The organism is Ruminococcus sp. zg-924 (assembly GCF_024433635.1).
In the GTDB taxonomy this organism is placed as follows: Bacteria; Bacillota; Clostridia; order Oscillospirales; family Acutalibacteraceae; genus UBA7067.
On the sequence record NZ_WNJZ01000002.1, the window covers coordinates 61,481 to 82,934 of the forward strand.

Here is a 21,454-nt window from a genome sequence, read left to right on the forward strand (position 1 = left end):
TCCTTTTTATGTTGTTTGATATAGGATTAACCAAAAAATTCGAGTGTATCAAGAGCCTTAATTGCATTTTCAAGATATGCGTCATCTGTTATCGGCCACTTATAATCAAGACGGTAAAGCACCTCAGACGTGAATCTGTTATCTGCCATAATTTCATAGCGTCTGTTTTCGTCATCAGTTGCATATGCTATAAGACCAAGAACAGCTTGGCTTAAATCCTCCTGTTTTGCGGCAGAGCGCAAGGCACTGTCAAATTCCTTATCAGATACAATTTCAATGTTAAAGCCATAGGACTTCATTGCATAAATAACGTCAGACATATAGATTTTGTGGCTGTTGTATGCGTGGAAAACCGTAAAATCGTTTTTGCTTGAAGCAAGAGCGATAACAGCAGCAGCGGTTGAATCAATAGGGGAAAACTCAGCAGGCGAATGCATTGCAGATATTGGAAATTTGCCAAGAGTTTTATAGCCGTTTAACGCACGCATAAAGCCGTTGGTTACAAAATTTATTTGGAATTCGCCGTCGGACTTCCTGCTCATAAGATTTCCTACCCTGATAATTTTTGCATCCAACTCATTGGCTGCACAGGCTTCAAGTATAGAACGCTCTGCGAGAAATTTTGTACGTATATAATCATTTTCGATAATTTGTCCGAAATACAGCTCGTTTTCATTCATTAGCTTTGTATAGGGGACTGTAAGCTCGTTTCCTTCTCCTGCAACCGATGTGGTTGAAATTTGCACAAGTCGTTTACCGGAATTTTTGCACATTTCAATTATGTTCTTTACACCCTCAACATTGATTTTGTCAAGTGTATCGTCATTTACAAAGTGCTTTACACAGGCAGCGCAGTTTATAACGACCGAACAATCAAGAGAAGCAAGCTTCATCATCATTTCCTTGTCGGTTATATCGCCGTCAATACACACAATTCTATTTTCAAATGCGTCCGAAAAAGGTCTGTCAAAATAATACATCATCATATTCATAAGACGCTTTTCACAGGAAGAATATCTTCCTTTTCTTACAAGGCAATAAGCTTTGCCGGTACAGCTTATTAAAAATTCTTTGAGAACGTGAATACCTAAGAAACCTGTGGTGCCTGTAAGGAGAATGTTTCCAAGTTCACCCTTTTGAGTGTATTCAATATTTTCAATACAGTTTTTTGAAAGCAGCAGGTTAATGGCAGAGTAATCGTAATCCTTTATGTTAGATTTATCATCAGCATTTTCACTGCTGTTCATTATGAAACTTGCAAGCTGTGAAGGAGTTGGATTCGCAAAAACATCTTTATATACAATTGGATAGCCCTTTGTAATTGCATACATTGCAATTTTTGTTGCACTGAGAGATGTACCACCAATTTCAAAGAAATTGTCGGTTGTTCCAACTTTTTCAATATTCAATATTTCTGAAAATTTGTTACAAAGTTCCTCTTCCAATGGGGTTGTCGGGGCAACATATTCACGTTTTGCAGAAGAATATCCTATTTCAGGAAGCTGTTTTTTATCAATTTTTCCGTTTACGGTAAGGGGCATTTTATCAAGCTGCATAAGTGCGCCCGGAACCATATAATATGTAAGCTTTGATTTAAGATGAGATGTGAGCTGTTCAATGTTGATTTCTTTTTCTGCTGTGAAATATCCGGCAAGATACTCTTCACTGCCGTTGTTTTTTACAACAACCTTGCTTGTTTTTACGCCATCAAAAGTATTTATTGCATTTTCAATTTCGTCAAGCTCTACTCTAAGTCCTCTGAGCTTAACCTGATTGTCGAGTCTGCCGAGAAAGTCAATTTCGCCGTTTTCAGTCCATCTTACAAGGTCGCCGCTGTGATAAGCGTTCAAGCCCTTATACTTGAAGAACGCTTCCTTGTTCTTCTCCGGAAGATTTACATATCCTCTGCCAACGCCGTTTCCGCATATAATAAGCTCACCGCTTATGCCAACAGGAAGCACTTTGTTTTTACGGTTTACAACATAGAGCTTCATATTTGTAAGCGGATCACCAATGGTGATTTTGTCACCGTCCTTAAGAACTTTTGTTGTACAGCTTACGGTACATTCTGTTGGACCGTAGCTGTTCACAATTTTTGCGGTTTTATTTACCTTGCGCATTTTACCGTAAAGTGTTGATGGGAATGCTTCTGCGCCAATGTCAAAAGCTTTAATCTGTGCAAGAGCAGGATGCATCTGCGGTACTTCAATAATATTTGTCATATATGAAGGAGTGCATTTCATAATGTCAACCTTGTTTTTTATAAGCAGCTCTGATAAGGCAAGCGGATTGTGAATTTCCTCTTCATTCGCCATACAGATAGTCATACCGTTGCACAGAGGAATAAACTCCTCCATAACAGACACGTCAAATGTAATTGCGGCCAGCGCAAGCGATACAATACCGTTATCAGTATAGTTGGTGATTTCAGTGTTAATTGGGTTTGAATTTACAAAATTGCAAAGATTTCTATGTTCAATCAAAACACCCTTTGGTTTTCCGGTCGAACCTGAGGTGTACAGACAGTAGGCAAGAGAGGAAACAGGAATGTCGAGTTCAGGATTATCCTCATTCTCACATTCAAGAAGCTCTTGAACAGTCAAAACCTTGTACGGCTTGCCTTCCCATAATGATTCTCTTTTGTTTTTGATTTTTTCCGTAGTAATTACAAACGGACATTCTGCGTCAGTAAGGCAGAAGTCTATTCGGTCATCAGGGTATTCAGGCACCATTGGCAGAAAAGCTCCGCCGGCTTTAATGATACCTTGACGGGTTATATAGACATATTCGTCTCTTTCAAGTACAAGTCCGATGATAGAGTTTGTTTTTACGCCGAGGTTTATCAGAGAATGTGCAAGTCGGTTTGCAAGTCTGTTAAGCTTGTCATATGTTATCTTTTTTCCGTTTGATATTACAGCTGTCATTTCAGGATTCTTGAGTACCATATTTTCTAAAAGCCTGTTTACACTGACAAGTTCTACCGGGTAGTCGGTATTGTTAAAGCTTTCTATAAGAGCTGCCTGTTTAGCAGATGTTATATTTATATCTGCAAGGTTTTTTGCTGTAATAAAGCTGTTGGCTGCTTCAGTTATAATATCATACATTCTTTCAATGAATTTTTCGGTGAACATATCTCTACGGTATTCAAATTCGTATCTGTAAACACCGTTTTCAAGAAAAATATTGATCGAAATTGCTGCCTTTGCTTTGTCGGAAAGACCTTCTTCAAATACTGTCTTCTGGCCTCCGATTTCAAAGTTTACAAAATCATCGCCTTGATATACAAACATAATGTCAGGCTTTATGTTGTACGTTCTTCTTATTTCTGCAAAAGAATATATATCATTTGCCATTGAAGAAATCAGTTGTTCCTGCATGGTTGAAAGATAGGTGGGAACTGCGGTTTTATCATCAAGTGCGCAGAATACAGGCAAAGTCTTTACCAGCATACCCATCATATTTGCGGTATGAGCATCATTTCTGCCGTTATATATGGTTGTAAAGCAGACTTCATCGGAATTTGCATACTTTCCAAGTACAAAACCCATTACAGATGTAAAGAATACATTTGGAGTAATCTTATTTTTAATGCAGAAGTTTTCTATTCTTTCACGAGATAGTTTTTTATTATATTGCTTGTAAAAGCCACATTTTTCGGTTTCGCCAAACGTATCTCTGTCGGGAACAGTACACTCTGACACCGTAGAAAAAACTGAATCATAGTATTGCTTGGCTTTTTCGTGCTCATCGCTGTTAATTGCATTCTGTTCGCTTATTGCAAGATCAAACTGCGTGAAGATTTCTCCAATGGGTTCTTCATCATTCATCACTCTGTTAAGCTCATCGGCAAAAACAGCTATCGATGTGCCGTCGCTTATAATATGGTGAAAATCAGTAACTAAGTAGATATGCTCATCGGTAGTGAATACTGAAATTCTGAAAAGCGGTCCGTTTTGCAAATCAAAAGGCTTGGCAAAGTTTTTAAAGAATACCTGATATTCTTCCTCAGAGCCGCTGAGAATATCAATATTAACTTCCCGTTCGTCGTTAGGATACATATATATATTTCCGTCGCTGTCGGGTTTAATGCAGCATTTTACCGAGGAATGAGCGTTTAAAACTTTTTTAATGCTGTCACAAAGTTTTGCAATATTTATAGTTTTATTAAATGCGAATACGCCGGGGAGATTGTAGAATACTGAGTCAGGATTCATCATACATTCAATATAAATTCCCATTTGAGTTTGTGTAAGGGGATACTTATCACGTTTTTCTGTTTGAAAACCTGTATCAGCATTAGAAATAAATTCTTCGAGCTTTTGAGGAGTATTAAATTCAGAAAGATTTTTTGTACTTACAGTTACACTTAACTCCTTTGAAAGCAGTACGATAAATTTGATTGAACCGACAGATGTAAGCCCTGTGTTGTAAAATTCTGTTGTAATGCCAAATTCATTATGTCCAACAACGCTTGCAAGACAGTCACAAATTTTTTGTTGTATTTCATTTTGCGCAGGTATAATATCATCCGTTTTTCTTTCCGGTTTGGGTAAGGCACGTTTATTGACTTTCTGATTTTGATTCAGAGGAATTTTGTCAATTTGCATCGTAGCAGCAGGCACCATATAAGGCGGCTTGTTTTTGAGAATAAACTCATTTAGCTTATTAATATCTATTTCTTTATCTGACACAACATAAGCGGCTATGTATTTTCCTCCGCTCGGCTCGTCAAATGCTGCAACAGTTGCATCCCGAACTCCGTCAAATTCTCTGATTATACTCTCAACTTCAGTAAGTTCAATTCTAAAGCCTCTGATTTTTACCTGTGAATCACGTCTGCCAATAAATTCCACACATCCGTCAGGCAGATAACGTACAATATCTCCCGTGCGGTAAATGCGGCTGTATTTTTCGTTATTGCAAAAATTGTTTTTTATAAAAACCTTTTCTGTTTGTTCCGGACGGTTTAAATAACCTCTTGAAACCTGTGGACCTGATACGCAAAGCTCACCGGGAACACCTACGGGAACACGATTGCCGAATTTATCTGTAATATAAAGCTTTATGTTAGAAAGAGGCTTGCCAATGGGTACGATTTTATACAGCCTGTCAACAAGGAAAATTGTTGTAAAAATTGTACACTCGGTTGGACCGTAGCCATTATAAAAATTATATTCCGGCGGATTAATTGGAACAAGCGCTTCGCCGCCTACTGAAAGGTGTTCGGGATATTTGCTGTCGGGGAACATATCGGCATATTGTCTGCCAACTTGAGTTGTAATAAAGCTATGAGTAATTTTGTTGTTTTCAAAATAATCCTTAAGAGTTAAAAGCTCAAGCCTTATACTTTCGTCAATAATATGGATTTGCGCACCACTTACCAGGGCAGGGTAGGTATCCATCATATTAGCGTCAAATCCAAATGAGGCGTATGCTGCCACACGGCTTTCTTCATTTAAGTTATAGTACGTTTTATACCAGTTGCAAAAAGCAACAAGGTTTTTATGCTCAAGCATAACGCCCTTTGGCGTTCCGGTTGAACCCGATGTATAAAGAAGTATGAATAAATCATTTTTATCGGGACACTCAAGTTTTTCAGTACAGTCAGGAAGATTTGGAATTTCGTCAAGCGTAAGTACTTTCCCATTATAATCAGGTACAAGAGAAAGCAGAGCAGAATCTGATATCAAAAGCTTTGCATCAGCATCTTCCATCATAAATTTTAATCTGTCAGCAGGATAGCTTGGATCAAGCGGCTGATATGCAGCGCCTGACTTTATAACTCCGGTAGCGGCTATTGGCATATATTCGCATCTTGGTATAAGTATAGATACTATATCTTCTTTGCCAATGCCCAAAGATTTAATATAATTTGCAATTTTGTCAGTAATTTTACCAAACTGTTTGTATGTGATTTTTTTGTCATTATATACAACTGCTACTCTGTCTTTATGTTGGTTTACAGCCGCATTTATCATATCAACAACAGAAACAGTGTCATCATAAGGTGTTTCGGTATTGTTAAATGAGTCAAGCTCTTCTGTTAGTTTTTCTGACAGCAGAGAGATATCTGATATGCTTGTAACTCCGGATGAAATTTTCGTTAGCACCTCGTCATAGGATATAAAAAATCTTTCGATAGTGTCTATACTGTAAATAGCTTTGTTGTATTTTACTTTTGCAGTAAAATTATTGTGGTCGGCAGAGAAAAATACACAGATTTTTGCTTCAATATCCTTGTAATCTGAAAGCGAAAACGAGTTGTAAAATTTCTCTTCACTTGTAATGAACGGGAGGGAACAAAGCTCAAATTCCGATGATAACTCAGCAAAACTAATATGAGTATGATTTTTGCTTTCTTCAAGCTGTGATGTGAGCGAGAGAATGTATTGTAAGGGCGATGGCGTTTTTACAATGTCGCAAAATACAGGAACGGGGTTGCCGTCAACAGATACTGCACATAACGTAGATGTATTGTTAGTATATTTTGCAAACAGAATCAAAAGTGCCGCCTTTAAAAAATCAATAATATCAATATCGTTTTTGCAGCAAAATGCGGTTATATTCGGGATAATATCCTTTGCTATGGAGTGAGAATAATCTGCTTCTTCAAATCCGCTTGTGTTGGAATCTGCAAGTGGGGAAGAATCAAGTTCAGAGTTAGTTATAATATTTCTGTAATATGTAAAATCAGTATTTATGCTATCCATAATGCACCTCATTTATATAAAAATCTATTTTGCGGATATTTCCAGTTTTTTGTCAAAGTTAGTAAGTCTGAATACATCCATAACTTCTTCACTGACATTTATAATAGAAAACTTTCCTCCTGCATTTGTTGCTTTTTTGTAGGCGGAAACAACCTCTCTCAAGCCGGATGACGATATGTATTCAAGTTTTTCAAAATCAAGAACCAGGTTATTGATTTCTTCAAGAGAATCAATTTCAGCGTGAAGTTCAGGCGAAGACTGTGTGTCGAGCCAGCCCTCAATAAAAAGTATTGTTGTGTTATTTTCTGCTTTTTTTGTGATTTTCATACTTACTCCTCCTGAAAATATTTTATTAGTGTGAGAATGTTTTTATTGTTTTTATATTCATAGTTGGCTTCATCGGCAATGCTTAATGCAAGATATATGCCGAGTCCTCCAATTTGTGAATCAATGTCATAGCTGTTAATATCTGCATTGTTATGAATAGGATTAAATTTTTTTCCATCATCATAAAAACTCATAATGATTTTATCTGATACTTCAAGTGAAAATTTTACTGAGCCACTGTTATTGTCATTCGCATAAGAGCATATGTTGACAAAGATTTCTTCTGCAGCAAGATAAAGTTTGTTTTTTAAATAATTCGGAATATCTTGTGTGTCCATAATCAGGCTGCGAATATCCAGAAGGTTTTCAGTTTCCGCTTTCAGTATTATTTCTGAAGTTTTGCACGGAGAAAAAGAGAGCATTGTTATATCATCGCTTTGTGCGGTACCTGTTGCATAGGCTTTAACTTCGCCTAATACAAGATCAATACAGCTGTTGTTTTTCTTCGTTGTATAATTTTTTAATATGTTTTCTATACGTTTTGTACCGAAAAATTCTTTATCTTTATTAACAGCCTCGCTGATTCCGTCGGTGAACATAAACACCGTATCACCGGTCTTAAGTCTTATTGAGGACTCTTCATATTTTTCGTTTTCAAAAATTCCTGCCGCCATTCCGTCCGGATTATCCAGTGTTTTAATAGTATTGGAAATTAGGTACGGAATAGTATGACCGGCATTGGCATAAGTGAAAATTTGAGTTTTTGCGTCATAAACACCTACAAAAGCAGTTATAAACATCTGTTCAGGATTATTTAGTGAAAGACAGTTGTTTGTACGAAATAGAATTTCTGACGGAGAATAACCCATTTGTGCGTATTGTCTGATTACGGTAATTGCTCTGGACATAAATATAGCGGCACTGATTCCTTTGCCGGAAACATCTGCGATTACAGTACAGATTTTGTCTTCTTTAAGGTTGAAGTAGTCATAAAAATCCCCACCTACTTCTTTTGCCGGTATCATTACAGCTGAAATAGTTATGTTTTTATTTTTGTAACTATTATCAGGAAGAAGCCCGCATTGAATATCCTTGGCTATACTCATTTCTGCATCTCTTAGGTGCTTTTCTTCTGTAAGAGCATTGATATTTTTTATGTAATTGTCAATTTCATCAGCCATATAATTAAATGAGTCAGCCATATTTGCAAATTCATCTTTACCCTTGACTTCAAGCTTTTTAAATCCTGACTGCCTGTCAGTTACATAACATTTCATTCTGTTGCTTATTATTTCAGCCGGTTTTAATAATTTGGTTTTTAGTATAACCGCAATTATGATGATAACGAAAACAAAAGAAATTAAAATTACAATAAACAATATGCTGTATCGCTCAATAAAAACATTTAATGTTTTGTCTGCTGATACATCAGCTCCAACGAGCGCTGTAACGTTACCGTTTAGGTCGCACACAGCGCTGCTATAAGTAATTACACTTCCATATCTATTATTAGTTTCAGTTATGTTATTGCTTGTGTCGCCGTTAAGTGCAGAAAGCTCAGCAGGATTCAGACTGTGTTCAATAGTAGTTCCGGCTGAGCGTTCGGTAGTTGCCAAGGAACTGCTATAATCATTGCATATTAATATAACATAAGTAATAGTATTCTTTTCAGTATCCGGAATATAAACATAAAGATATTCGAGGTCATTCGCTTCGCACAAGTCACTTAGAGTGTTGGAATAAGGTTTAGCATAAGCTTCATCTGTTAGAAGCCTTTGCATATCTGCACCTTCAAGAATATCGGAGGCAAGGGTAGCAGATGATTTTGCGTATGAAATGTAGTTATTATGTACGCTTGTATAAACCGAATGAAAACCAAGTATAAGCAAGCATACGTCTGTTAAAATGAGAACTAATGCAATTATTACAAGTATTTTAAACGATATTGAATTACGCATCACGTGCCTCCAATGTAACACATTTCACTGTATATTATAACATATAATCTTACAAAATAGGTACATTTTAGTATAATATTTTTAAAATTTGTGTTAAATCCACATATGCCACACATATTATTTGAAAGGAAAATTTGTTGAAGTATATATAATTCTGTACATTTTGCTGATGAAAACACTCTTTGAATACAATTACACCGTTCATTAATTTAGGGAGGGTGACAAATTCAAAGAATATGATTATAAAATTACAATCCCCTTGCCCTTAATGAGCTGATGGAGATCGTCGTTAAGTTTGTTGAGGTTAACAACTACAACGATTTTTTCGGGAACGTGCGGAAGCTGTTGATGCTGACCGCACAGACGAATCGGGCGGAGAATACTGGCTCCAACGGTGGCTCGCCATTGCCCAAAGCATAAACCTACCGAAGAGCGAGCTGCTTAACAGTTACTATTATGATGAGTTTATCACCATGATGGATGCATACAACGATATGCACTCGCTCGACAAAGATAAGCATGGTGGCGACGAGGAAGTCTACGCCGACGAGCTGGATTAAAGAAAAGTGCGGTATTGTGAACAACAATCACGATACCGCATACCCTCAACAAAATATTAGAGGAAAATATTGTATTTTTGTGAACAATCTGCTATTATGTACTCAGGAGGGATTGTTATGACAAAAGTATCAATAAAAGTTATTTCGGCTATTCTGTGTGCGGTTCTGGTGGTTGGGTGTTGTTTTGCGGGGTGCAGTAAAGCGCCTGAGTTAACTTTAACAAAAATATTAGAAAATATTAAAGACGAGTTTCCTAAAGCGCATATTGGATTGGAACCATATGCAAAAGTTCACGATGTTCTGTTCTTCCGTGAAGACGAATTATCAAGTGAATTCTTAGACGGAGAAGATGATTTTTTTCTTCTTCAAAATCTGATAAATATAGATGAAACAAAAAATATACTAACTGCGATAATGCCTAATATTGTTTTTTCGTGGGATAACAACGACACAGAAAATCTTATTATTGGAGCTAAACCAAACGAGAATTTTACAGAATGGGGATTGGATTACAAAACATATGAAATAGAGAACTGGAAAATATATGCCTGCAACCTATCCGAAGGAATGGGCATTATGATTACATCAACATAGAATCGGTAAGACTTAATATAAAAAAGCATCTACGTTGTAGGTGCTTTTTTATATTGTAATAATTTAAACGGAGGTAAAACATATGGCTGATGAAATTAATGTCGGCAGGCTTGTAGCTGAAATAATACTTGAAAGCAAAACAAGCGGCGCCGATGAAGCAATTGATAAGATCAAAGAAGTAAACACCGCAGCCGGCGACGGCAAGGTGACGCTCAACGTATATGTTCAGCATGAAGAAGAGTTAACGGACGTCAACTTGCCTCTTTACAAAAAGGCACAAATAATATACAATATAGCTATGATTCAGACGGTATAAGAGTGAGCAAAACTATAAACGTAGAGAAATGCACCTTGCATTATTATAATTGTTAATTTCCCGGAACAAGAGGTGGTAAAAATTATAGAAGAACTGTTTAGAAAGATATATGATGGATTGGTAGGTTTCGCTGGCATAACATTTGTAGTTTGGTTTTTCATTATACCAGCCCCTAAAGCGGTATTAAAAGCAGGGCGGAGCAAAAGCAATTATAAAAAATTAATAAAGTCATTTTCATTCATTGACAGATTATTAAAAAAAGGGTATCTTGAAAATACAAAGGTTTGTCTTGGCTATCAAAAATTTTTTATTGCTTGTAATTATATTGCGTATTTTTGGTTACTTTTATTGGTTGTTATTTGTTTTGCCTCCTTGTTTACAAATGATTTTGTTCAGTTATTTCGGCCATATCTTTTTCTGAAGGAGTGCTTAGTTGAAATACCTTTATCAATTTTTACTTTGTGGAATTATAGGTCCGTAAATACATTAAGGAAAAAAGGCTATTGGACATGCAATTGGAAATTTCTTTTGACCTATGACAAACAAGCAAAAAAATATTACAATAAGTGAAAAAGTCTATTATTACACTCACAATTGGCGAGGTGATATAGTAGGTATATACAACGGCAACGGCGACCTCAAAGCGAAATACACCTATGACAGCTGGGGCAACGTTACGTCTATAAAGGACGGCAACGGCAACGCTATAACAGACCCGAACCACGTCGGCAACCTCAACCCGTTCCGTTATCGTGGGTACTATATGGATACTGAAACAGGTATGTATTACCTGATGAGCCGCTATTACGACCCTGTAACGCATAGGTTCCTTAATGCCGATGGTTATTTCCAGACGGGATTGGGTGTTCTGGATAGCAATATGAATGCGTATTGCAAGAATAATCCAGTGAATTGTGCAGATCCAAATGGTGAGTTTTGGGGCATAGTTGCTTTAGTTTCTTTTGCTGCGATCTTTGTAGCTTCGTTAATAAGCGCCATAGTTATTCCTGATAATCCTGTTAGTGGTGCGTCAGCAAAAGCAACGAATAAGTCTAAAAAAATTAAGTCATCCACTAATATTATTGTAGGCACGGTTGAGTCTGGTGTGTATAATGAATATAGTTCAAATCCAATAGGAAATGATTCGAAAAAACCAATAACATTTTCTGCAACAGGAAGAACTGATAATTACTTGCTTTCATCTGCTAATTGCTCATTAAATATTGTTGATTTTTCAGTTGGTGCAAACATTGGTGGAGATGAAATAGGGTTAAAGTTTTCGAATGAGCAATCGGATTGTATAGATGCATTATCTATATATTTTGATCCGTCATCGCTATCTTTTTGCGTTGAGTTAGGTCATACAATTGAATGGGATAAAAATAAAGCTGTAATAAATTATGATAAAATTAGCATTAGCGGATTATCGGTTGTTGGTATTGTTATGACTTATTACGGGATTAATAGTTTTCCAATATCGTCGCCAACATCACAGCCGTGCTATGCATAATGTATATGGAGGAGTAGGTAATGTCTGCCTATTATATGATTAGATATTCAGTATATATTTTATTAATAATTATATGTGCTGTATTGCTTTTGAGAGTGTTTAAAAAGAAGAAAAAACCATTTAAGATATGTATTGCAGCGCTTTTTTTAATAGCAATCGTTACTATATCTCAACCAATAGAAAATATGTTTATCACTTTTGATTCTCCGGAGGCTTTATTAGATTATTATAGTCAGGGTGAAGTGGTTAAGGTGATTAACGGTAATGAATCGTGTTGTGCTGTATCCTTAATCGGAGAAGATGAAGAGATTCATCTTATTCCAAAATCAACTGGCGGATATAAAATTCCAAATTTATTTACTACTTCAGTATATAGTAATGGGTTTGCTAAAGACAAAGATAATGTTACTTCACTTAAAGTGTATAATGTAAACGGAACAAATGATTACTATATTACCGGAGTAGGTCTTTCTGATAGTAGCAATATTATACTGTCTGACAATTTTGGTTCGCAGCCTTATGTTGCGATAAATAATTGTGCAGGTGATCCTGATACATTTGAATATAGTTTTTACTCCTATGCACAGAATTTTCCAAACGAACCCTATTGCTTGATGGTAAATGGTAAAGAAATGCAAATTAACTGGCAATAGAGCTTATAACGGCAACCTCAACCCATTCCGCTATCGTGGTTATTATATGGATACGGAAACAGGTATGTATTACCTGATGAGCCGCTATTACGACCCCGTAACGCATATGTTCCTTAATGCGGACGGCTATTTCCAGACGGGTACAGGTATTCTGGATGCTAACATGAATGCGTATTGTGGGAATAATCCGGTGAATTGCTTTGATCCAAATGGTACAGATTGCATTTGTTTACATCAAAGAGTGCGTGGAGATCACGTTTGTAATAATAGTAATGCGGTTATGAGAACGAAAGAAAAGGTCCAACGTAAGGACAAGAAAAAAGGGAGTGAAAATAGGCAGCCGTTAGGACTTAGAGAACGTAACCAAGGACATATAAATGGGGAAGAACATAGCAGAAAAGCGAAAGGAACTAAAATAAAAAGAAACGAACAAATAACACTTCCCTCTGATACTGCTGTGCCAATTTCCGAATATTTTGCCAATAATCAATTAAGACAGGACATATTGTATGATTTACCACTATTTAAGAATGAAAATACATTTGAAAATATGTATAAATATGTAATTAATACAGGAGATAAGCCTATATACGAAAAAATTTGGGATGATATAACTCGTATCTTTAACTAAATAAATTAGCTTGTTTAGTGTGAGGAGATTATGATGTATGTATAGTATTAAAAAGATTGATAATGGGATAACACTGATTACTCATCAATTATGTCATTTGCACAGTGTAACAATAGGTGTGGGGTTCAGAATAGGCTCTCTGTATGAAAACGATAACAACAGAGGCATTACACACCTTTTAGAGCATCTGCATTTCAGGCACTTATACGACTTAAGCCAAAACGAGCTTTATTTTAAGATGCAGGTATTGGGTGCCGAGATCCTCGGAAAAACATATCATGACCTCTTGAGCTTTGAAATTACGGTGGTTAGTGAATATTTCACTCAAGCATTTGATTTAATGTTAAGGCACTTTTTGGAGACAAGTTGGACAAGTGAGGAGTTTAATAAAGAGCTAAGCGTGGTTATCAAGCAAATAGAGAACAAAAGCCAAAGCTACAATGAGTGGCTTGACGAAAATTATTTTGATGATACTGCTTATTCTCAGTCTATTATGGGTGATGTTGAAACTTTAGAAAGAATAAATATTCAAGATGTCCTCAAATGGCAGAAAACATATCTTACCCCTGCGAATTCTTGCGTTGTAATAACAGGATGTGCTGACAATGATATGTTATACTACGCAAAAAGCAAGCTTGAAAGCCTCCCCAAAGTTGGAGTTGTCTGTGAACCTGTTATATGTTTTCCTAAGAATTTTGCACACAGGAGTCTAAAACGTGACTGCAAAGTAATATCGTGTGATGAAGAAGAAAGCGATATAACCCTGTTTTTTGACGTGCCTCCAATATTGGATTATGAAGCAGTAAGAGTTTTGTCCTCAGTTCTTGGTGAAGGTTGTGGAAGTAAGCTGGGAATTGAGCTTCGTGAAAAATCAGCTTTTACTGATGAAGTATATACTGAACTGTTTTCGTTTTGCGGTTTTAACAGACTTTCGGTTTCGTTCAGTGTTAATAATTCTGATTTTTCTGAATGTCTAAAGACTGCAATTCAGAGCATAGGCTCACTGAAGAATTCTGTTAGTGAGATGGAATTTCTTTCGTCTATTACTTTTTTTACTAAAAATCAGCTTATAGATTTAGATGACCCTGTTGCTCTTAATCGGAATTATCTTTTTTCGTATTTTGTCTTAAACAGCAAAGTATCTGCCCCTCTGTATCGCAAAGCCAAATACGAAAATATTGATAAAGTAATACTATCAGAAACAGCGAAAGCATTGTTTGTTCCAACAAATCTTTCATTCTTAATTGAAACATCTATCCCACAAAAAAATGTCATGTGTGTTTTAGAAAAATTGATTGCTCTACTCATGTGAAAACATAAATTTAGTAAACTGTATACGTTTCAGCATATGTTCAAACGGCACTCTCTGTGCGGTGAACTACCGCCTGACCCCGAACGGCACGGAATATGTATATTACTACACTCACAACTGGCGAGGAGATATAGTCGGCATATACAACGGCAACGGCGACCTCAAAGCGAAATACACATATGACAGCTGGGGCAATGTTACGTCTATTACCGACGGCAACGGCAATGCTATAACAGACCCGAACCACGTCGGCAACCTCAACCCATTCCACTATCGTGGGTATTATATGGACACAGAAACAGGTATGTATTACCTGATGAGCCGCTATTATGACCCGGTAACGCATAGGTTCGTAAATGCGGACGGTTACTTCCAGACGGGTTTGGGTGTTCTGGATACTAACATGAATGCATATTGTGGGAATAATCCTATAAATCGGGTTGATCCTACGGGACATTTCTGGAGTGCAATTTGGGAATTCGCCAAGACGGCTGTAAATGAAATTGGAAAAGCAATAGGAGTATTATCGCCTGCTTATGCTGGCTGTGGAGGTGCTGCGGTAGCTGACGGTCCTCTCCCGATTGGGGATATAATCGGAGCTGCTGGAGCAGCATTACTAACAGTTGGCGCTGTTGTATACGGAATTTATCAAGCAACACAATCTTCTTCAATATCTATTCCAAAAGTTGAAGAAAAAGAAAAGGATACTACAGTTTCACAGCCCTTACCTACTGTTATTTATAGGTATGGCGGTACTAACCCTGGAAATCTGACCCCGAAGGCAAAAGATTTAAGAGATGGCAGGGGATTGTCCTTTTCAACTGTTCCAGCGCCTGGTTGTTCAATGACAACAATCGAAGCTTAAAATGCTACGGGTATTGTTTATGCTGTTCGAGACGGAGCAACACATGTTAGTGTATATCCAGTTGATGGAACCATGTCAGATTGGGTCAGCGCTGGCTCAAGTTCAATTTGGACGCAAGCAGTAAAATTAGTTACAATAAAATGGGATGGTGTTAGTTGAATGGTTAATATTGATTATATAATGGATTTGCTTGATTGGAATAACAGCATAGAAAAGCAAGAGCAAGGCGTTAAGTTGGCCAAAAATGTAAAATGCATTAATGTTTTTCTACAACCTGGCAACCGTTATTATGGAAAAAATGTTTGGGACAATTGTGCAAAAATTCTATCTGCAAGGTCGAATGAAGAATTATCTCCATATTTGATCGAATTAATGGAATGGTTGCAGGATATGAATTGGCCAGGAGCATTTTGCATACTTAACAGGCTTAAAGGAATGGTGAATGAACAATTATTTCAGCATTCATATACAATTTGTTTAAAATATGCACAAGCGTTAGACGATGATGTTTGGGAAAGCAATTTGAGAATGCTGAAAGCAGACAGCTGATATTTGCGAATTATACCATCAAGCATCACCTTTTGGTGGCAAAACGGAATGTTGCTCTATGAAACAAGAGGCGAAAAATACTTCCATTATTATTATGACTCAAACGGAACTCTCTGTGCGGTGAACTACCGCCTGACCCCGAACGGCACGGAATATGTATATTACTACACTCACAACTGGCGAGGCGACATAGTCGGCATATACAATGGCAACGGCGACCTAAAAGCGAAATACACCTATGACAGTTGGGGCAATGTTACATCAATAAAGGACGGCAACGGCAACGCTATAACAGACCCGAACCACGTCGGCAACCTCAACCCGTTCCGCTATCGTGGTTATTATATGGATACAGAAACAGGTATGTATTACCTGATGAGCCGCTATTATGACCCTGTAACGCATAGGTTCGTAAATGCGGACGATAGGATAGACGGTAGTACTGGTATATTAGGAAGTAATGTATTTGCATATTGTAATAATAATCCTATAATAAATTATGATCCAAATTGTCATATTAGGAAATATGAGTTGGATAGTCCTGAGTCTTATTCAATAAGAAATGTGATTTTAGGAGCAACATTAATTATTGCTTCAAGTGTTGGCATAGTTTTAATTGCTGTGGATGATGTTACAGTAATAGGAATAATGGATGATACGGCAATACCAATACTGTTCGGTTCGTTATGTGAGGGGGTAAAAGCAGTTGCGGGATGATATAATAAAGAAAAATGTTAGAAACAAATGTTTAGGGTATATCACAGATGTATATTTATCTGATTCTGTTGAACTTCTTGATAACGTGCTTACAGATGATCAGATAGACCCTCAATATTCGGCAAATACTGCATATTTTCGACTTGAAACATATGTATTGTTGCGCCGTTTGAGTTTTGATGACAGCGTAAAAAATGTAGATGAATTTATGCTGAATAGCGGTTACACAGAAATAGATGTCAAAATGATTCATAAATTACGTAAAAATGAGTCCCCACTTTTCTTTCGAGATAATAGGACAAGTTTAGATTTTCAATTTTTTTCAGTGGGGCAAACGTTAGATGATGTTAAAGCGTTTGATCCGAACGGAGATTATATATATATAGATAATTTGTTTCCCGATGTGCCGAAACATTCAAGGCATTATACGAGTGATGGGTTCGTTGTAAAAATAATCTTTGATGATAACGATGTGATAGCTTCAATTCAGGTTGAAGATTTATAATTTGTTTGCCTTGTTACGGCAACGGCAACGCTATAACAGACCCGAACCACGTCGGCAACCTCAACCCATTCCGTTATCGTGGGTATTATATGGATAACGAAACAGGTATGTATTACCTGATGAGCCGTTATTATGACCCGGTAACCCATAGGTTTCTTAATGCCGATGGTTACTTCCAGACGGGTACCAGCATAACAGATGTCAATATGCATAATTATTGTAAAAATAATCTATCAACCCAAGGATAGGGAACACGCAGATGTTTATACGGAAATGCTTGAAGCCTGTGAAAATGATATTCAAAAGATAATTGAAAAAATTGAATCCATCAAAGACTATAACACTACAATCAAAAAACGCAAATCGGAACTCAAGAAAACAGTTGACCTGATTGACAATGTTATTAAAGACAGTGCTATCAGTGATGCTAACTTAAGATTGCTGATTGATGAGATTAAAATATATGAATATAAGAATATAATAAGAAGTTAAGAGTTGAAAAAACCTCAAAGCTGATTTTACAAAGTATTTTGAAATCTACGGCGCAAATGGAAGTATACATAATCTCATACTTCAGAGCATAAGAAAATTAGAATCATAACCACGAGTAAACTGGTGGTTTGCACAATCCCTAGAAGGGTTTAATGCCGGCATACCCCTGTAAGGGGTACTGAAGGTTTAGAAACGCATCACTATTACGGGCAGCCGCTTCAAGCAGCTGCCTTTTTTTGCTTACTTATTCTTGCTACCCGTAAACGGGTCTGTAAATTCTTTAAAGTGCAGTTGGTCGCTTGTGTAATCATCTTCAAGTTGATTTCGTATGTATTTTGCAATTGCAGTTTTGTTCTTGTCTACTGTATCCACAAAATATCCTTCTGCCACAAAATGTCTGTTGCCAAACTTGTATTTCAGATTTACGTGTTTGTCGAACATCATTAATGCGCTTTTTCCTTTTAGGTATCCCATAAAACTTGAAACACTTATCTTTGGTGGTATACATAAAAGCAAATGAACGTGATATAGCATCATATGCCCTTCAAGTATTTCTACTCCCTTATATTTACACAGTTGTCGGATTATATCTTGCAAGCTTTTTCTAATTGTGCGTATATCATCTTTCTTCTGTATTTCGGTACTATTACTATGTGGTATTTGCACATCCATTTTGTATGTGACAAACTGTTTGTTTGATTAGCCAATAAAATCACCTTTCTTTATTTACAATAGACTTGAACAATCTTATTGTATATCGATTGGTGATTTTTTTGTATAACTTTTTATGCACACCCGCATAGTGGGTGGTTGTTTGTTCAACGCACGGCGTTGAACTGGTTAAACCCATTAAAACAATAGCAGACGACATAAAGCTGTCGCCTGCCAACATCGAATATGTGTCGCGTCGTGGAAAACTAAATTAAATGTCACTAAAACGACAATTTATTCTTTTATTGAAGATAGCTAAAAATTAAGAAGCAATTTTTGAATTGGAATAATTTAAAAAATGGCAATAGGTTTTAATCATTTTTTCCAAGTGTTTTAGCAAAATGAGTATATATAATAATGATGTTTATAAAAATATGGTGCATTTTTATTTGCGTAAGTGTGATAAAATAGAATGTCAAAAGACTGGTAATATGAATAGGTGTTAAAAATATAAAATTTGATATAATATAAATGCAGGAATTTGGAGTATTAATAAGTTTTTTTTAATTACATAAGAAAATGTTATAACCGATGTATAAAGAAATAGTTAAATTCTCAAGTTTATAAAAAGTATTTAGTCAGTTTAATACTTACATAATAAAGAAGTAATTACTTGGCTTGTAAAAATTTTTTCATAAGAAGGGATAAAATTAATTGCTGTCTGTCGGACAGACCATTAGAACAAGCGGATTTTTTATTAAATTCTAAAAGGATAATGTTTATAATTCTTTTTTCATCTTCTGAAAGGCCCTCTACCGATACCATTTCTTCTTTATCAATACCTACAAGGTAATCAAGTGAAACATTAAATACAACTGCAATATTTGTAAAAATTTCTAAAGGAGGAATTTTCAGATTATTCTCATAGCTGCTTATTACAGACTTACTTCTTCCAACTTTTCTCCCTAATTCATCCTGAGAAAGTTTATGATTTTCCCTAAGTTCTCTGATACGCAGACCGAAATCAAACATTCTTTGTTCTCCTTTGCAATACAGTAATACAATGAGTTTTTTTATTAAAAACATTTTACAGCACAATAGTTTTAAAATCGAAAACTTGATTAAGAAATCAGTACTGCATACAAAAATTTGGATTATGTTTTGTTTAGAGAAATAAAAAATTATTTCAGTTAGCAATTATATGTTTGATATTATTTAGCATGCCATATAATAAATAATTATTTAAGTAAATGAATTTTTCGTAATAACTAATATGAAAATAAATGAACGATAATAATATAATTTATATTTGGATGTTTGGAGGTATCATATATGAAGTTCATTACAGCAGAAGAAGCAAGCAGAGAGTGGGAAATCGGATTAAGAACAGTTCAGAGAATGTGTGCCTCAGGTAAAATTGAAGGAGCTGAAAAAATTTCAAATGTTTGGATGATTCCGGAAACTGCAAAGCCAAAGTCAGACAGAAAGTCAAATTGTAGTATTACTAAAGAAGAAATTGTTGATGCATATAATGCTTTTGTGTCAGAAGATTATAATAAATTTAATAACTTCTTCAGTAAGAATAATTTATGTAAATCTCCAATCATTAAAGCCTATTACTCTGCGGTTGAATCATATAAATATTTTCCTCAAATTGATAAAATGGCGGTCTACTGGGAGAAAGCTAAAGAATATTTGAATGGAACTGACTTAAAAATTCCTGAAATTTCTTTAAGTATGGGTGGTCATTTTACACTTGGAATATTTTTGCGAACACCCGGTGATGCTAATGAAATCAGTAAAATAATTTCCGAAAAGCTGCCGCTTTTTGAATTTATAACAGGATATAAGAGTGGTTTGGATTTATTGTTTATGGCTGAGCTTGCTTTTCATCAGGGCAATAATACAGAATCTGAGCTGTTAGTTTATAAGGCCATGTTTACACAGGACAGTGCGCCAGATGTTAAGCTTGGTATTGCCCATATACTTGCACATAACGCAATTTATAAAGGAGATGCTGAGGGCTGGAAGCGTGCAATAGAAATGATTAATAAAATTCATATTGATAGCGAAGTAACAAAGGCATCGGTTGAAATTGCAAAGTCTGAGCTTTTTTTGATCTGTGATTTTACTGAACGTATACCTGAATGGCTGAAGCGAGCAGATTTTAATGACAGCAGGCTTACTGTAACCTCCAGGTACAATGCTCTTTTTGTTCATCTTAGCTATTTAGTGAAAAGGAAGGAATACGCAAGAGCAATAGCCTTTGCTGATGTTCTTATAGAGGCTGCAAGTGGGCAGCATTATGTTTCGTACTACAGTTTCCTTTATTTATATATACTTATGGCGGTTTGTTATAACAAACTTTATATGGAGGATAAATGTATTGATTATTTGAAAAAAGCAATTGAAATAGCAAAACATGACGATTTATTAATGCCTTTTGTGGAATATTTCGAGCTTCTTGGCGAAGCCAGTGAAAAATATTTGAAAGAAAATGAACAAGATGTATATAACAACATTCTCAAATTAAAAATGAAATACAGCGAGAACCTTGTATCACTTAAATCTTCACTAAAAGAGCCCGAATTGATGGAAGGCTTGACAGACCGAGAAAAAGAGATTGCGAACTTGGTTGCCGAAGGAAGGTCTAATGCAGAAATAGCAGAGCAACTGTATATTTCAAAAAGTACGGTTAATTATCATATACAAAATATCTTTAGTAAATTTGGAGTTAACAGACGCTCAATGATGATAAAGCTATTATTTTTCAATGATAAAAACGACAACCAATAAAAATATGTCGTACTGACGACAAATATGTGCTGACTAACAATTTTTGTAAGTGAAAACAGGACTTTTAAAAATAAAACTACAGAATATATCTACAGCGGGTTATCCAAGAAAACTAATAGTTTCTGGCATTTTATTAGTTTTTTTGTTTACCATTTTTAGAATGTTAAATAAGAAATCATATGGAACTTTTAAAAATTATAAAATTATTAGAGCTGTAAAACAGATAATTCACACAGTTATTTATTAAATGATGTTTTGCTATAATAAAATTAAATTAATGGTTTAATATAATAGGGATAAATTTTCTT

18 protein-coding genes and 1 pseudogene are annotated in these 21,454 nt (G+C 35.8%); 14 read left to right on the plus strand and 5 right to left on the minus strand.

Annotated elements, in window-relative coordinates:
* Positions 1-26 precede the first annotated feature (26 nt).
* Genes GMA13_RS01470 through GMA13_RS01480 form a run of 3 tightly spaced genes read right to left on the minus strand, consistent with a single transcriptional unit; the run spans position 27 to position 8,995 of the window.
* Positions 27-6,710 carry a non-ribosomal peptide synthetase gene (locus GMA13_RS01470; RefSeq protein WP_255882418.1) on the minus strand — a complete coding sequence of 2,228 codons (6,684 nt, stop codon included), beginning with the start codon at positions 6,708-6,710 and terminating at the stop codon, positions 27-29.
* 24 nt (positions 6,711-6,734) lie between these two features.
* The gene (locus GMA13_RS01475) at positions 6,735-7,037 is read right to left on the minus strand and encodes an STAS domain-containing protein (RefSeq protein WP_255882419.1); all 303 of its coding nucleotides are present in this window, start codon (positions 7,035-7,037) and stop codon (positions 6,735-6,737) included.
* A 2-nt stretch (positions 7,038-7,039) separates the two neighbouring features.
* A complete protein-coding gene (locus GMA13_RS01480; RefSeq protein WP_255882420.1) occupies positions 7,040-8,995 on the minus strand; it encodes a SpoIIE family protein phosphatase in 1,956 nt (651 codons plus the stop codon).
* Between the two features lie 677 nt (positions 8,996-9,672).
* Here GMA13_RS01480 and GMA13_RS01485 point away from each other — a divergent pair.
* From GMA13_RS01485 to GMA13_RS01545, 13 genes are all read left to right on the plus strand, one after another.
* Complete coding sequence (locus GMA13_RS01485) at positions 9,673-10,149, plus strand: hypothetical protein (protein ID WP_255882421.1); 477 nt, start codon at positions 9,673-9,675, stop codon at positions 10,147-10,149.
* 82 nt (positions 10,150-10,231) lie between these two features.
* A complete protein-coding gene (locus GMA13_RS01490; protein ID WP_255882422.1) occupies positions 10,232-10,465 on the plus strand; it encodes a hypothetical protein in 234 nt (77 codons plus the stop codon).
* Between the two features lie 72 nt (positions 10,466-10,537).
* Complete coding sequence (locus GMA13_RS01495) at positions 10,538-11,035, plus strand: hypothetical protein (protein ID WP_255882423.1); 498 nt, start codon at positions 10,538-10,540, stop codon at positions 11,033-11,035.
* The gene (locus tag GMA13_RS01500; RefSeq protein WP_255882424.1) at positions 11,001-11,975 is read left to right on the plus strand and encodes an RHS repeat-associated core domain-containing protein; all 975 of its coding nucleotides are present in this window, start codon (positions 11,001-11,003) and stop codon (positions 11,973-11,975) included. The genes GMA13_RS01495 and GMA13_RS01500 overlap by 35 nt, the downstream gene beginning before the upstream one ends.
* Positions 11,976-11,995: 20 nt before the next feature.
* Positions 11,996-12,628, plus strand: coding sequence for a hypothetical protein (locus tag GMA13_RS01505; RefSeq protein ID WP_255882425.1), 633 nt, complete (start codon positions 11,996-11,998; stop codon positions 12,626-12,628).
* Complete coding sequence (locus tag GMA13_RS01510; protein WP_255882426.1) at positions 12,597-13,259, plus strand: RHS repeat-associated core domain-containing protein; 663 nt, start codon at positions 12,597-12,599, stop codon at positions 13,257-13,259. Before GMA13_RS01505 ends, GMA13_RS01510 begins: the two co-directional genes overlap by 32 nt.
* Positions 13,260-13,296: 37 nt before the next feature.
* The gene (locus tag GMA13_RS01515; protein WP_255882427.1) at positions 13,297-14,571 is read left to right on the plus strand and encodes a pitrilysin family protein; all 1,275 of its coding nucleotides are present in this window, start codon (positions 13,297-13,299) and stop codon (positions 14,569-14,571) included.
* Positions 14,555-15,436, plus strand: coding sequence for an RHS repeat-associated core domain-containing protein (locus GMA13_RS01520; protein ID WP_255882428.1), 882 nt, complete (start codon positions 14,555-14,557; stop codon positions 15,434-15,436). Before GMA13_RS01515 ends, GMA13_RS01520 begins: the two co-directional genes overlap by 17 nt.
* Before the next feature lie 159 nt (positions 15,437-15,595).
* Positions 15,596-15,985 (plus strand): DUF5071 domain-containing protein, encoded by a 390-nt coding sequence (locus tag GMA13_RS01525; RefSeq protein ID WP_255882429.1) that lies wholly within the window; start codon positions 15,596-15,598, stop codon positions 15,983-15,985.
* Positions 15,986-16,033: 48 nt separating this feature from the next.
* The gene (locus tag GMA13_RS01530; protein WP_255882430.1) at positions 16,034-16,702 is read left to right on the plus strand and encodes an RHS repeat-associated core domain-containing protein; all 669 of its coding nucleotides are present in this window, start codon (positions 16,034-16,036) and stop codon (positions 16,700-16,702) included.
* A complete protein-coding gene (locus tag GMA13_RS01535; protein ID WP_255882431.1) occupies positions 16,692-17,207 on the plus strand; it encodes a hypothetical protein in 516 nt (171 codons plus the stop codon). The genes GMA13_RS01530 and GMA13_RS01535 overlap by 11 nt, the downstream gene beginning before the upstream one ends.
* A gap of 5 nt (positions 17,208-17,212) precedes the next feature.
* The gene (locus tag GMA13_RS01540; RefSeq protein WP_255882432.1) at positions 17,213-17,455 is read left to right on the plus strand and encodes an RHS repeat-associated core domain-containing protein; all 243 of its coding nucleotides are present in this window, start codon (positions 17,213-17,215) and stop codon (positions 17,453-17,455) included.
* Complete coding sequence (locus GMA13_RS01545; protein WP_255910277.1) at positions 17,406-17,699, plus strand: hypothetical protein; 294 nt, start codon at positions 17,406-17,408, stop codon at positions 17,697-17,699. The genes GMA13_RS01540 and GMA13_RS01545 overlap by 50 nt, the downstream gene beginning before the upstream one ends.
* A gap of 240 nt (positions 17,700-17,939) precedes the next feature.
* Here the strand turns inward: GMA13_RS01545 and tnpA are convergent.
* Together tnpA and GMA13_RS01555 are read right to left on the minus strand one after the other, a co-directional pair.
* A pseudogene (tnpA, locus tag GMA13_RS01550) lies at positions 17,940-18,367 on the minus strand (IS200/IS605 family transposase).
* A 652-nt stretch (positions 18,368-19,019) separates the two neighbouring features.
* The gene (locus GMA13_RS01555; protein ID WP_255882434.1) at positions 19,020-19,382 is read right to left on the minus strand and encodes a helix-turn-helix domain-containing protein; all 363 of its coding nucleotides are present in this window, start codon (positions 19,380-19,382) and stop codon (positions 19,020-19,022) included.
* A gap of 300 nt (positions 19,383-19,682) precedes the next feature.
* Between GMA13_RS01555 and GMA13_RS01560 the strand changes: the two genes are divergently transcribed.
* Positions 19,683-21,146, plus strand: coding sequence for a LuxR C-terminal-related transcriptional regulator (locus GMA13_RS01560; protein ID WP_255882435.1), 1,464 nt, complete (start codon positions 19,683-19,685; stop codon positions 21,144-21,146).
* Positions 21,147-21,454: the final 308 nt, after the last annotated feature.

Bases quoted from the DNA above. Each gene is read 5' to 3' on its own strand.
- GMA13_RS01545 (WP_255910277.1), top strand. From the start codon at position 17,406: ATGTCAATATGCATAATTATTGTAAAAATAATCTATCAACCCAAGGAT.
- GMA13_RS01490 (WP_255882422.1), top strand. From the start codon at position 10,232: ATGGCTGATGAAATTAATGTCGGCAGGCTTGTAGCTGAAATAATACTT.
- GMA13_RS01530 (WP_255882430.1), top strand. From the start codon at position 16,034: ATGTTGCTCTATGAAACAAGAGGCGAAAAATACTTCCATTATTATTAT.
- GMA13_RS01470 (WP_255882418.1), bottom strand. From the start codon at position 6,710: ATGGATAGCATAAATACTGATTTTACATATTACAGAAATATTATAACT.
- GMA13_RS01525 (WP_255882429.1), top strand. From the start codon at position 15,596: ATGGTTAATATTGATTATATAATGGATTTGCTTGATTGGAATAACAGC.
- GMA13_RS01555 (WP_255882434.1), bottom strand. From the start codon at position 19,382: ATGTTTGATTTCGGTCTGCGTATCAGAGAACTTAGGGAAAATCATAAA.
- GMA13_RS01485 (WP_255882421.1), top strand. From the start codon at position 9,673: ATGACAAAAGTATCAATAAAAGTTATTTCGGCTATTCTGTGTGCGGTT.
- GMA13_RS01480 (WP_255882420.1), bottom strand. From the start codon at position 8,995: ATGCGTAATTCAATATCGTTTAAAATACTTGTAATAATTGCATTAGTT.
- GMA13_RS01500 (WP_255882424.1), top strand. From the start codon at position 11,001: ATGACAAACAAGCAAAAAAATATTACAATAAGTGAAAAAGTCTATTAT.
- GMA13_RS01560 (WP_255882435.1), top strand. From the start codon at position 19,683: ATGAAGTTCATTACAGCAGAAGAAGCAAGCAGAGAGTGGGAAATCGGA.
- GMA13_RS01510 (WP_255882426.1), top strand. From the start codon at position 12,597: ATGGTAAAGAAATGCAAATTAACTGGCAATAGAGCTTATAACGGCAAC.
- GMA13_RS01475 (WP_255882419.1), bottom strand. From the start codon at position 7,037: ATGAAAATCACAAAAAAAGCAGAAAATAACACAACAATACTTTTTATT.
- GMA13_RS01515 (WP_255882427.1), top strand. From the start codon at position 13,297: ATGTATAGTATTAAAAAGATTGATAATGGGATAACACTGATTACTCAT.
- GMA13_RS01505 (WP_255882425.1), top strand. From the start codon at position 11,996: ATGTCTGCCTATTATATGATTAGATATTCAGTATATATTTTATTAATA.